The following is a 12,678-nucleotide window of genomic DNA, read 5'->3' on the forward strand; positions in this document are numbered from 1 at the left end:
CGGCGGCACAGGGTCCATGCACCCCGGCCGTGCTGCGATCAGTGCTCGCGCGGCGCGGGAACCACCCGCTCCACCTCGGGGTGAACGACGAGCAGTTGGCGCATGGCCGTCTCGGCGGCCGCGGAATCGCCGGAGGCGAGGGCTTCGACGATCCGGGCGTGGTGGGCGAGCGACGCCTCGGCCGGGCGGTCACAGCCAGTGACGGGTCCGCCGGAGACATGCAGGGCCGCCGAGACGATGCCGGAGAGGTGCTCCAGCATCCGGTTGCCCGCGGCCTGGATGAGCAGGGAGTGGAATTCCGCGTCCGCCCGGGAGAACGTGATCGCGTCCCCCTGTCCCAGCGCGTGGCCCATGATCTCGACCATGTCGCCGAGCCGCTGCTGGATGTCCTCACGTCCGTGCCCGGCCGCCAGCCGGGCCGCGAGCGGCTCGATCGTCCAGCGGAGCTCGGCCAGCTCGCGACGCTGGTCGTCACGCTGGGGACCGAAGGCCCTCCATTCGATGATGTCGGGGTCCAGCAGATTCCAGTCACTGACCGGACGCACCCGCGTACCGACATTGGGGCGCGCGCTGACCAGGCCCTTGGCCTCCAGCACGCGAAGGGACTCACGCACGACAGTACGGGAGACCTCGAAACGCTGACCGATCTCCTCGGGAACGAGCGGGCGATCGGCGCCGAGATCCCCGGAAACGATCATCTGGCCCAGCTGCTGAACGAGTTGGCCGTGCAGTCCGCGTCCTCGGCTGGCAGCCCCGCGTCGGCTCGCCCGCCCCAGCTCGGAATCGGGTCCGCCCCACGAGCGGATCGCGGCGCGCTCGCCGGCCGGCGCCTCCGCGTAGGGGTAGCGGTCGAGTTCGCCCGAGCCGGCGAGGCCGGAGTCGGCGGAGCGGGCGGCGGTCATCATGGTGTGCGCAAGGGTACTCACGCATCCTTTGTCGGCGCGGCGCGCCCGCCTCTTGAGGTCTTTGGTGAAAAGCACACGAAAGGGTGATCGGCACCCGCCCCGCAATTGACGACATAATTCCACAAGAGGGGCATATCCAAGGGAGTTGCGGGGTTTGAGCCGCCCGCCGGAGGCATCGTGGTCACCAACGCGCCCTGCCTCGAAGGCTGGTGAACAGATACGCGCAGATCAGGGCCGACAGCGACAGGGCGAGAGCCGTCCCCACGGGCTGTGCCACCACCCGCACGACCGCCAGGACCCATCTGTCCGCCTCGTGCGGCAGTTGCCACCCGGCCAGCTCCCTCAGCCTTCCCGGGAGCCCCGCGGCCGACCGTGCCGCCGGTCCCTCCAGCGCCTTGCGGACGAGCGGCACGATGAGCACCGGAACGGCCAGCACCGCGGCGACTCCGGCACCCGCCACCCTGAAGATCCCTGCGGCCAGCAGGCCGGCCCAGGCGCAGCCGACGGTGAGACCTGCCCAACTCGCCGCGAGCGGGGCGAGGTTCGCCGGGTCTTTGATCAGTTCCTGTCCGTACACGAGGCGAATGGCCTGGGCGTCGCACAGCACCACGAGCAGCGCGAGCAGGAGGGCGGCCCCGGCCGTGACGGCCAGCTTCGCGAGAAGCAGTCCGAGGCGCCGGGGAACCGTCCCGCGGCCCGCGGCCAGCGCCGGGTAGCGGAATTCGTCCCCGAAGGAGAGGGCTCCGATCAGACCGGCACCGAGCACGGCCGGGGGCAACGGCAGCAGAGCGGGCCACGCGGCCAGCAGGTGCGGCGGCGGTGTCCCGTCAGTGCGGGCGAGCAGGACGGCGAGTCCGGCAGACGCCAGCAGAACGGTGGCCATGATCATGGCCGTTGTCCTGACGCCCAGCAGGCGGCGCAGTTCGTAGCGCAGCGGGCGCAGCGGTCCCGGGGCGGGGCGCACCGGGATCGGCGGGGGCAGTTCGGAGAGGGCGACGGACGAGGCCTGCCGCGGCACGGCTCCCGCGTCGTCGGTGGCGACAGGTCCGGTGTCGCCGGTCTCGTCGGCGAGTTGATGAACAGGGACACCGTGCCTGAACGCCGTGTCCCCGATCTCGGCGCAGCTGCTGCCGTACACCGACAGACGGCTGCTCGCCTCGGTCACGACTTCGACGGAGCGCCGCCCCGCACGCGCCTCGCGGGTGACGACCGCGGCCAGCCGGGCCGCGTGCGGAGTCCGGACGGCGACGCGTGGGCGCAGCCGGGTGCGGGAGAAGTCGGCGACGTCCTGGTCCGCGACGAGCCGCCCGCCGTCGATGGTGACGACACGGTCGGCGGTACGGGCCGCCTCCTTGGGGTCGCTGACGGCGCACAGGACCGTTCCGCCCTGGGCGGCGTGGGCGCGCAACAGCCCGTACAGCCAGCTGTTCTCCCGGGGCGAGAGGCCTTCGGCGGGTTCGTCGAGGAGCAGTGTGTGCGGGTCCCCCAGAAGCGCGGAGGCGAGAGCGAGGCGACGGTCCATGCCCACCGAGAGGGCGCCGATGCGCAGACCCCCCAGTCCGGTGAGGCCGACGACTTCGAGCACGTCGTCGGCGCGGGCGGCGGACACACCCGCGGCCGCGCAGAGCATGCGGAGCTGCCCGCGGGCCGTACGGGCCGGGTGGCCGGGAACGTCCCCGAGAAGGACGCCCACCTCGCGCGCCGGGTGGGCGATGCGGTGCAACGGGCGCCCGCGGAAGTAGGTGACGCCTCGCCCGGCGTCGAGTTCGAGCATCAGGCGCAGCGCCGTGGTCTTCCCGGAGCCCGGAGCGCCGAGCAGGGCGGTGACGCGGCCGGGCCGGGCCTCGAAGGTCAGATCGCCCACGGCGGGCGGGGCGTCGCGGCGGGGTTTGCTGGTGAGTCCGATGGCCTGGAGCATCGCTTCTCTCGCGTTTCTCGCGGAAGGTGAGACCGCTCGGCGGCAGGTGGGTACCGCAGCAACATAACGCGACAATTGCGACTTTTGGCGCAGCAGTGGACCGGCGGGTGTTCCGCGGGGCCGGGCCACGCGCCCCCGCCCCGGGCGCGACGTCGTCAGGCCGCGCGTTCCGGCACCGGGCGCGACTTCGCGCGCGGGCCTCCGGTCCCGCGCCGCGCCGTACCTCGGGCTTCGGGCCTCAGACCTCGGGCCTCAGCATCGGCGGGTTGAGCACGGTGGCGGCGCCGGCCCGGAACAGCTGCGCGGGACGGCCGCCCTGCCTCGTGGTGGTACCCCCGGAAGGCACCAGGAAGCCGGGCGTGCCGGTCACCTTGCGGTGGAAGTTCCGGGGGTCGAGCACCACGCCCCACACCGCCTCGTACACCCGGCGCAGCTCGCCGACCGTGAACTCCGGCGGGCAGAAAGCCGTGGCCAGCGAGGAGTACTCGATCTTGGAACGGGCCCTCTCCACCCCGTCCGCGAGGATCCGCGCATGGTCGAACGCCAGCGGCGCCGGCTGCTCGCCGTCCCGGCCCGGGTCGCTGTCCGGCCGGAGCAGATCCCCGACCGGGGCCCAGCGCGCGCTGTTGGCGTCGCCACCCGCGCGGGGCGCGGGAAGGTCCGGCGCGAGCGCGAGGTGTGCCACGCTCACGACCCGCATCCGGGGGTCACGCGCCGGATCCCCGTAGGTCGCCAACTGCTCGAGGTGCGCGCCGTTGCCCACCGCCTGAGTCGCCTGAGTCACCGGATCATGTGCGCAGAGCCCGGTCTCCTCGGCGAGTTCACGCGCCGCGGCCGCTCCGAGATCCTCATCGGCCCGGACGAATCCGCCGGGCAGCGCCCACCGGCCCTGGAACGGCGGCTCCCCTCGGCGTACGACCAGCGCGCAGAGCGCGTGGCGGCGCACCGTGAGCACGACCAGGTCGACGGTGACAGCGAAGGGCGGGAAGGTCGACGGGTCGTAGGGCGGCATGCCGCGATCATAGTCGTCTGCCTGACGATAAACACTCCATTCGGCATCCTCGCGATCCATGGAATCCGTCGAATCCGACGGATCCGGCCGGACCGGGGCCGGGGCGGGTGCGCCCGTGGCCTTGCTCCGCCGCCGCGTCGGTCATCGGCCGCTCCCGGTCCCCCGCCCCCCGTACCGGCCGGCCTCCCGCTGCCCGCGCCGGGCGGCGGCACCTCCCGGACGGACGGCACCGGGTGCGCCCTTCCTCCGCTTCGTGTCGGGGGTCCGCCGCGGCGGACGGGCCGGCCGGGGCGCCGGCTCCGCTCGCGGCCGTGCGCGGCATTCGCGCGGGGGACCCTGAGCGCTCCCTGACCACCCGTCAGCGCTGCCGGTCTCTCCTTCCTCGGTTTCACCGCCCCGGAGGTCTCCGGCCGGGACGCCACCGTCCGAGGAGCCGCCGGCCGGGACGCCACCGTCCGCGGCGGAGTCGTCCTCGCCGCGCAGACAGCGGCGCAGCGTCTCCGGGTCCAGGCCCTCGTTGCATGCCTGGTGCAGCAGTTGGGCGAAGGTGTAGTCGGGGTCGGCACGGAGGGCCAGCCCCAGGGCGACCCGCGCACCCGGTTCGTCACCGGTCGACCAGGAGACCCAGCCCGCCAGGGCGAGCGGAGCGGCGGCGTGTTCCACGTACGGGCCGACACAGCGGCGGGAGAGCGCCCGCCACAGCCTCAGCGCGGAGTCCGCTTCGGGGCCCTCCATCCACTCCGCCGCCTTGTCCCGGGTCTCCCGGTCCTGGAGCCCGAGGATCACGGCAGCCGCTTCGTCGTGGCTGATCAGTTGGTCGTCGCTCCTGTCGGCGGCCGACGGCACGGACGGCGGCATCTGCCGGAGACGCCGCATGAGCACCCGCGCGAGCTCCAGGGTCTCCCCGGCCACCTCGACCCGCCCCTCCTTGTCCAGGAGCCGGGACACCAGCGAAGCCCCCGCAGTGTCCAATGCGTGGCACTGCGCGGGGGCGGCCGGAGACCGCCATGGCGAGAGCCGCTCCTCCATGTCCCGCAGCGATCCCCGCACTTGGATTCCGGCGTACGCGGCCGCGGCCGCCATGACCGTGGTGCCGGGCATCGCCAGGGGGTTTCCCTGCTCGGGGCAGCACCGGGCGTCGGGACAGCAGTAGGACCAATAACGGCCGTCGGAAATGCAGAGGGCTTCCAGAACGGGGACGTCGAGGGCTCCGCAGGCGGTGCGCAGGCACTGGGCCAGGGGCCTCAGACGCTCCATGGTCCCGTGGGCGCTCTCGCCCTCGGCAGGATCCTGGCAGAGGAAGACGACGATCGCGTCGGGCCGGGAACCGCGCCGCTCGCTCCCCGCGATCAGCGACTCCGCCAATTGGCCCGCGACGGGCGCCCATTCCTGCGGAGCCCGCGGAATACCCAGCCTGAGCCTGCCGCCGAAGCGGCCCCGGCCGCCGTGCAGCGCCACCATGACCACGCTGTCGTTCGGATGGAATCCCATGAGGTACGGAAGGGCGTCGGCGAGCTCGGCGGGACCGCGCAGAGTGATCTGCTGCTCGTCGGCCGGTCCGGTGGATTCGTGGTGCTTGTTCATGGCATGACCGTCCCGCGATCCGCGGAATTCCGCGACCCCTGTGGATAACTGTTGTCCACAGGGCCGCACCGACGTTGGCGGTTTGTCATAGCCATCGGGTTGCATGGGGGTCGGTGCCGCACCCCCATCGGCATCCCCTTGCGCGGGAGGGCAGTTGGCCTGCCCGGCGGAATCCGGGGGACCGGGAGGAGCGCGCCATGATTGCGAGAATTTAGGTTAGGCTAAGCTAATAACAACTCGGCAGTTCTGACCCGGCGGTGCGTGCGTCATCGGGGAAGGGGAGTCACCCATGCGCCTACCCGCCATCGACGCCTATCCCATGCCGGAGCGCGGCGCTCTTCCCCTGTCGCAGGTCTCCTGGAGGATCGATCCGGCGCGCGCCGCGCTGCTGGTCCTCGACATGCAGAGCCACTTCGTCGAAGCGTTTCCCGCGGGGCGGTCGCCCGTGCTGGAGCTCGTCGACAACATCGCGGCGCTGCGGGAACTCGCCGGGACACTGGGCATGCCGGTCATCTTCAGCGCGGAGCCGGCCGGACAGGAGCCGGGGCAGCGCGGGCTGGTCGCCGACATGTGGGGTCCGGGCATCGGGGACGAGCCCGATGCCGCCGCTATCGTCGGGCCCCTCACTCCACGCCCCGGTGAGCATCTGCTGTCGAATGTGCGTCACAACGCCTTCCTGCGCAGCCATCTCGGCAGACTGCTGCGCGCGAACGGCCGCGACCAGCTGATCATCTGCGGGGTGTACGCGCACCTCGGTGTCCTGCTGACCGCCGCGGACGCCTTCATGAACGACATCCAGCCGTTCGTCGTCGCCGACGCGGTGGCCGACTTCTCCGCCGAGGAACACTCGCTGGCGCTTCGCTGGGCCGCGCGCAGCGGCATGGTCTGCATGACGGACGGCCTGCTGCGCGGCCTGCTCCTGCACAGGGAACCGAAGAACGCGTGACCACTTCGCGCGCTCAAGGCGCCGGACGCGCGGGGCGGACAGCCGGACTCACAGCCGGACGCGCGGGACGCACAGCCGAACGCGCGGGACAGACGGGTACCGACGAGAGACGGAGACCATGACCCATCGGGCCGCAGCAGTTGTCACGCAGCGCGCGGACGCGGAGCCGGCCGGAGGGCCGCGCATCCGGCCGGAGGAACCGCCGGGCGGTGTGGTCGTCGTCAAGTTCGGCGGCAACGCCATGGTGGACGCCGCCCTGCAGCGGACGTTCGCCCAGGACGTCGTGGAGCTGTGGCGCGCGGGGCTGCGCCCCGTCGTCGTGCACGGGGGCGGGCCGCAGATCAGCGCGATGCTCGACCGTCTCGGGCTGGAGACCCGGTTCGAGGCGGGCCTGCGGGTGACTACTCCGGAGATCATGGAGGTCGTGCGCATGGTGCTGACCGGCCGGGTCCAGCGGGAACTGGTCGGACACATCAACGCCCACGGACCCTTCGCCGTGGGCATGACCGGCGAGGACGCGCACACGATGACTGCGGTGCGGCGGTGGGCCAGGGTGGACGACCGGCCCGTGGACATCGGCCTCGTGGGTGACATCGTGGAGGTGAACCCGGGGGTGGTCCGCGCGCTCCTGGAGCAGGGCCACATCCCCGTCGTCTCCCCCGTCGCCCGCGGCGAGGACGGCCAGGTCTACAACGTCAACGCCGATCTCGCGGCGTCGGCTCTCGCCGTGGCCCTCGGCGCCCGGCGACTGGTGGTGCTCACCGATGTGGAGGGGCTGTACGCGGACTGGCCGCACAGCACCGAGGTGATCGGGCGCCTGACGGCCGACACCCTGGACGGGATGCTGCCGGAACTGGCGAGCGGGATGCTGCCCAAGATGGAGGGCTGCCTGCGGGCCGTACGCGGCGGCGTGCACAGGGCTCATGTGCTCGACGGACGCGTGCCGCACGCGGTGCGGGCCGTCTTCGGCGGGACCAGCCCCGGCACCACGGTGGTTCCCGGTGACAGTCCCGACACCGGCCGGAGCACTGCCTGACACCCCCACGGGGGACGGACGCGTCGGCCCCGGCACCGGGGCACCGACGACGGCGGAAAGCGGCGCCGGCGGAAAGCGGCGCCGGCGAAGACCGGCACCGGCAGGAGACCACGCCTGCCGGAAGCCGGTGCCGACGGAAACCGGTGCCGGCGGAAACGGCGCCTACCGGAATCGATGGCGACGGAGCCCGGTGCCGATGCCTGCCGGCCCCGGCGGAAGCCGGTGCGAACGCACCGCGCCGTACGTCACAGCGGCCTCGCGAGGATCCGCGCGTCGCGCCGGGGGTCCAGGGACTCCACCCAGGACGGCGGCGCCAGATCCACGGCCGCGGGCGCGAATCCGTACCGGAGGAACAGCCCGCCGCCCCCGGTCGTCGCCGTGAACAGCGCACCGAGCGACCGGGCGTGCGCCATGGCCAGCACGGCCCGCAGGAGCCCGGCCCCCACCCCATGCCCCTGTCTGTGCCCGGCCACGCAGAAGTTGTACAGAACACCGGCGGAACCCCGGCCCTCCCCCGGGCCGGCCGGGTACACACGCAGGCCCACGCAGCCTTCCAGGGGCCCCTCGGGGGCCACCGCCACGAGGAACTCGGCCGCACGGGCGGCGTACAGCGGGAGGGGCCGCTCCCTCAGCGCCCCCGAGAGCACGAAAGGCCGGGACAACGCGGCGAGCGCGGCAGCGTCGTCCTCATGGGCTGAGCGTACGGAGGATGCCGGCGCGAGGCGCGTGTGCGGCTGCGGGGCAGGGCGCGGCAGGGCCGTGAACAAGGCTTTCCTTCCTCGGTTTCCACGATCGAAGAAATGGCTCATCGCCGTGACACCGCAACGAACAAGCGAGATAAGGCTAGCCTTACCTTAGTCGCTCGTCCAGTACAGAACTCACCGCGCGGCACCGTCACTTCGGGCCCCGTCTCCGACCGGAACCCGGTCGGCGCCGCGATGCGCGAATGCCCCGGCGTGCGCGAATCCGCCCCCATTTTGGCCGTAGCATGTCAAAAATCATGACGGTGTGCCTTGTTGTCTCCAGGGGGCCGTGCCTCAATGGGGGAACCGCCTTCCTGACGACACGTCAGGGCGGTTCCGCCATGCGGCGCGGCACGGCGATCGCGCGCCGGCAGTCCCCCCACACGAAGGGCAACCACCATGCACGGCACTCGCCTCGGTATCGGTTCCGTCCTTGCTGCGGGCATGCTCGCGCTGGCCCCCACAGCCAGCGCGGTCACCCCCACCACCGCCACCATCACGTTCGACTGCGGTTCCTACGGTTCGGGCAGCGCGTCCCTCACCGCCACCCAGAGCGGTACGGCCGCGACCATCAACCTCTCGACGTCCGCCATCACCGCCCCCATCAACGTCGGGGCGAACTCCGTCAAGTCGACGCTCACACTCACCAACAAGGGTGCGGGGTCGGTGACGTTCACCGGCAGCTCCAACCCTGCCATTCCGGCCGGAAGCCCCGTTTCCACGGGTCTGCTGAACGGGACCGTGGCCTCCGGGGACAGCCTGGAGGCCAAATCCCTCAAGGTCGTGGTCTTCGGCATCAGCGTGACGTGCAACGCGACCTCGGCCCAGGCACCGGGACCCTTCGTGTTCTGAGCCGGCCCCCCGGCGACGTGCCGGGACTGAACAGCGACAGCGACACCGCCGGCCGGTGTCCCCGTTCTCGACGGGGGCACCGGCCGGCGCCCGCACGAGACGGCACGAGACGGCACGGCGTGAGACGACATGGCACGGCACAACTCGACGCGACACGGGGTGTGTTGCGCTGCGAGTCGGAAGAGGGAGCGAAGAGGGAGCGGGGCCGGTACGGAAGTCCCCGGGAACCGGCCCCGTCGCCGATCAGCCCCCGGTCTCGCTGCCGCCGACGTACGTCGCCACCACCTCGATGTCCCCGATGCGTGACACATCGACGCGCCGGGGGTCGTCCCCGAGCACGACCAGGTCGGCGAACTTGCCCGGGGTGAGGCTTCCCAGGCTGTCCTCCCAGTGGCAGGCGAAGGCCCCGGCGACGGTGTAGGCCCGCAGTGCCTCGTCGACGGTGATTCCCTCGTCCGGGCCGATCACCCGGCCGGACACAGAGGTGCGCTCGACCATGAACTGGACGGCCCTCAGCGGGGATCCGTCCGTGACGGGGCGGTCGGAGCTGCCGACGAGGGGGATGCCGTGGTCCAGGAACCCCCTGCCGCGATAGAGCCACGGTGCCCGCTCGCGGCCCATGACCGCCGCGTAGTCGTCGCCGAAGTACCGGAGGAAGTTGGGCTGGACGACCGCGCTGACGCCGAGCTGCGCGAAGCGCGGAAGCTGGTCGGGGCGGATCAGGCCCGCGTGCTCGATGCGATGCCGGGCGCCGGGGCGCGGCCGGAGGCGCTGGGCCCGCTCCAGGGCGTCCAGGGCGAGGTCCGCCGCGCGGTCACCGATCGCGTGGACGGCGAGCTGCCACCCGGCGAGGTGGCCGTCCACGATCATGTCCGCGAGCACGCCGGGGTCGTCCTGCAACTGCCCCGCGTGGTCCAGCCCTTCGTACGGGCCGGAGAGCGCGGCGGTCCGGGCCATCATGCCGCCGTCGGTGTAGATCTTCAGCGCGCCCACGGAGAGACGGTCGTCGCCGAACCCGGTGCGCAGGCCGAGGTCCAGGGCCCGGGGTATGCCGTCGGACCCGTGCGCGGAGACCGGGCGAAGCCGTTCCGCCGACACCATCAGCTGCACCCGCAGCGGCAGCGATCCCTCCTCGCGGGCGAGTTGGTAGGCGCCCAGCTCGACCGGACTGTGGCCGAAGAGGGTGCCGCCGATACCCGCCTCGGCACACGCGGTGACCCCCTCGGCCAGACAGGTCCGGGCAGCACGCCCGATCGCCCCGGCCAGCTCCCGCTGGGAGTGGGGCAGGCGCAGCGCGCGGGCGGCGCCCATCGCCCCCTCGGCGAGGAAGCCGTTCTCGTGCGGGACGCCGTCCGGCAGCAGGTCCAGTACGGCGGAGTTGACGACGCAGCCGTGCCCGGAGTCGTGCAGCATGAACACCTTGCGCCCGTGGCTGACCGTGTCGAGTTCGGCGGCGGTCAGATGGCGGCCCAGGGCTCGCTGGTCGTATCCGGCGAGGCTCAGCCAGTCGCCCGGCGAGCCGGTCCGGGTGGCGGCCTCCGCCACGATCGCGAGCACATCGTCGATCCGCGTGCGTCCCGCGATGCTCAAGGTCGTCTCCTTGAGCCCGGTCCAGGCCAGGTGCACATGGGAGTCGATGAACCCGGGCAGCACGGTGGCTCCCTGGAGGTCGACCACCTCCCGGGCGGGCAGGGAGGTCACCGCCTCGTCCAGACCCACGATCCGGCCCCGCCAGATGCCCAGGTCATGGGCGACGGGACGGTCCGGGTCCATGGTGAGGAAGCGCGCGTTCGTCAGTCTGGTGCAGAGCATCAGCGGTGTCCCTCCGAGATGTCGCCCGGGATGACCGCGGGCGGGGCCGGGCCCGGGGAACGGCCGCCTTCCGTGGCGTACCGCCGTCCTCGTCATCCCTGCCGGGGCAGGCCCCTCGCGGTGCGGTGCGCCGTGAAGGTCAGGCGTCCATGGACGCCGCGAGCGAACGGGGGCGCAGGTCGGTCCAGTTGGTCTCGATGAAGTCCAGGCACGCCTCCCGGGTGTTCTCGTCGAAAGCGGTCGTCCAGCCCCCGGGCACCTCGGCGAAGGACGGCCAGAGCGAGTGCTGTCCCTCGTCGTTCACCAGGACCAGGAAGCGGCCTTCGGGGTCGTCGAAAGGGTTGGTGCTCATGCTGTCGGTGCCTCCTCGGGCCGACGGGCCGGTGGTGGCCGCGTCATGAGTGCGTGTCAGATCGTCGTGGCGGCGGATTGAGCCGGCACACCGGGAGTGAATTAGGTTAGGCTCCCCTAATTAAAAGTGAGCTTAGCCCTTCCCTTTCCCTCTCACAAGGAGACGTTCATGCGCCCGGTGACCGAACCGGTCCGCGCCGAGGACGGCACGGACCACCCCGCGAGCGGACCCCTCGGGACCGTGGACGGCTACCTCGCCGTCCGGCCATGACCGGTCCCGCATCCGGCCGCGCGGCCGGCGGAAAGAACCCCTTCGTCAGGTTCGCCACGCACGGCGAACCCGGAACCGACGCGTTCTGGGCGGCGGCGCGGACACCCGCGTCGATACCTGCCGACGACGGCGGCGCCGGCTGGTCCACCCTGTTCCTGTGGCGCGGGTCCGCGGCGGTCATCGACTTCGAGAGCTGGTCGGAGCCCGTCCCCCTGCTCCGGTGGGAGGACACGGACTGCTGGTACGCCGAGGTGCGCATGCCCGCGCGGCTGCGGGTGACCTACCGGTTCGTCGCGGACGGCGCGGCGTACGCGGATCCGTTCAACCCGGTCGGCGCGGGCGGTGACCGGTCCATCGCCGCGACCCCGGACGCCCCGGCCCAGCCGCACTGGCCCGTCCTCGGCGCCGAGGACGTCCTCCCCGTCCCGGCCGCCCGGCTCCGCTGGAACAGCGAACGGCTCGGCGGGCGGCGTACCGTGCGGATCCACCCGGCGGGCGGCGGCGGACCGGTGGTCCTGCTGCTCGACGGGGACGACTGGCTGTATCTGCACCCGGCCATGACCGCGTTCGACTCGGCCGTCGCCAGTGGGGAGATGCCCCCCGTCACGCTCGTCTTCCTTCCCGCCAAGGACCGGGCGGCCGAGTTCGGGTGCCGGCCGGAGCTGTGGGAGGCGGTCCGCGACGAACTGCTCCCGCTGGTGGCGGAGTCCGGCGTACCCGCCGACCCGGACCGGCTGGTGGTCGCAGGGCAGAGTCTCGGCGGGCTGAGCGCGCTGTACGCGGCGCTGGAGTTCCCGGACCTGGTGTCCCGGATCGCCTGTCAGTCCGCGTCGCTCTGGTGGACGCCCGGGGCCATGGAGTCGGCCGACCCCCTGGGCGGGCCGGTGGGCGGAGCCGTCGCCGCGCGCCTTCGGGAACACCCGGGGCTGTCCGGGCTGCGGGCCGCGTTCGACGTGGGGGAACACGAGACGCGGATGCTGCCCCACTGCGAGCTGGCCGAGACGCTGGCCGAGCGGGCCGGTGCGACGGTGCGGGTATCACGGTCGGCCTCGGACCACGACCGGGCCGGCTGGCGGCACGCCCTTCTCAGGGATGTCGCCTGGGCACTCGCCTGAGCACCTCCGAAGGCACCGAGGCCGCCGGGGATGCCGGGGACACCGAAGGCGCCGGGAAAACCGGGCACCGGGGGCGCCGGGGACGTATCACCGCGTCCCCGGCGCCCTTCCTGCCCCGACCGCCCACGGGCCT

The 12,678-nt window shown here is 72.6% G+C and carries 11 protein-coding genes; 4 read left to right on the plus strand and 7 right to left on the minus strand.

Translation table 11 applies throughout. From position 1 onward, the window contains the following. Window positions 1-38: 38 nt before the first annotated feature. The 4 genes from ABT170_RS22425 to ABT170_RS22440 form a co-directional block, all read right to left on the minus strand. Complete coding sequence (locus ABT170_RS22425; RefSeq protein WP_329946868.1) at window positions 39-926, minus strand: FadR/GntR family transcriptional regulator; 888 nt, start codon at window positions 924-926, stop codon at window positions 39-41. A gap of 160 nt (window positions 927-1,086) precedes the next feature. After that, window positions 1,087-2,823 (minus strand): ATP-binding cassette domain-containing protein, encoded by a 1,737-nt coding sequence (locus ABT170_RS22430; protein ID WP_351870094.1) that lies wholly within the window; start codon window positions 2,821-2,823, stop codon window positions 1,087-1,089. A gap of 238 nt (window positions 2,824-3,061) precedes the next feature. After that, window positions 3,062-3,835 carry an NUDIX hydrolase gene (locus ABT170_RS22435; RefSeq protein ID WP_351870097.1) on the minus strand — a complete coding sequence of 258 codons (774 nt, stop codon included), beginning with the start codon at window positions 3,833-3,835 and terminating at the stop codon, window positions 3,062-3,064. 141 nt (window positions 3,836-3,976) lie between these two features. Next, entirely contained in the window at window positions 3,977-5,419 is a 1,443-nt protein-coding gene (locus ABT170_RS22440) for a DUF4192 domain-containing protein (RefSeq protein WP_351870100.1), read from the minus strand. 289 nt (window positions 5,420-5,708) lie between these two features. Here ABT170_RS22440 and ABT170_RS22445 point away from each other — a divergent pair, with 289 nt between their 5' ends. Then, window positions 5,709-6,365 carry an isochorismatase family protein gene (locus tag ABT170_RS22445; RefSeq protein WP_351870103.1) on the plus strand — a complete coding sequence of 219 codons (657 nt, stop codon included), beginning with the start codon at window positions 5,709-5,711 and terminating at the stop codon, window positions 6,363-6,365. 118 nt (window positions 6,366-6,483) lie between these two features. After that, on the plus strand, window positions 6,484-7,401 hold the full coding sequence (gene argB, locus ABT170_RS22450; protein WP_329946863.1) for an acetylglutamate kinase: 918 nt from the start codon (window positions 6,484-6,486) through the stop codon (window positions 7,399-7,401). Window positions 7,402-7,646: 245 nt separating this feature from the next. On the opposite strand, the gene ABT170_RS22455 is transcribed toward argB, so the two are convergent. Continuing rightward, window positions 7,647-8,168: a GNAT family N-acetyltransferase gene (locus tag ABT170_RS22455; protein WP_329946862.1), complete on the minus strand. Its 522-nt coding sequence runs from the start codon at window positions 8,166-8,168 to the stop codon at window positions 7,647-7,649. Between the two features lie 375 nt (window positions 8,169-8,543). Between ABT170_RS22455 and ABT170_RS22460 the strand changes: the two genes are divergently transcribed. Beyond that, window positions 8,544-8,996: a hypothetical protein gene (locus tag ABT170_RS22460; RefSeq protein ID WP_329946861.1), complete on the plus strand. Its 453-nt coding sequence runs from the start codon at window positions 8,544-8,546 to the stop codon at window positions 8,994-8,996. 243 nt (window positions 8,997-9,239) lie between these two features. Here ABT170_RS22460 and ABT170_RS22465 read toward each other — a convergent pair whose 3' ends face one another. Beyond that, window positions 9,240-10,808: an amidohydrolase gene (locus tag ABT170_RS22465; protein ID WP_329946860.1), complete on the minus strand. Its 1,569-nt coding sequence runs from the start codon at window positions 10,806-10,808 to the stop codon at window positions 9,240-9,242. Window positions 10,809-10,947: 139 nt separating this feature from the next. Beyond that, window positions 10,948-11,160: an MbtH family protein gene (locus ABT170_RS22470; RefSeq protein ID WP_329946859.1), complete on the minus strand. Its 213-nt coding sequence runs from the start codon at window positions 11,158-11,160 to the stop codon at window positions 10,948-10,950. A gap of 266 nt (window positions 11,161-11,426) precedes the next feature. Between ABT170_RS22470 and ABT170_RS22475 the strand changes: the two genes are divergently transcribed. Further along, window positions 11,427-12,545 (plus strand): alpha/beta hydrolase-fold protein, encoded by a 1,119-nt coding sequence (locus ABT170_RS22475; RefSeq protein ID WP_351870109.1) that lies wholly within the window; start codon window positions 11,427-11,429, stop codon window positions 12,543-12,545. Window positions 12,546-12,678: the final 133 nt, after the last annotated feature.

The organism is Streptomyces sp. NPDC001787 (genome assembly GCF_040297465.1).
GTDB lineage: Bacteria > Actinomycetota > Actinomycetes > Streptomycetales > Streptomycetaceae > Streptomyces.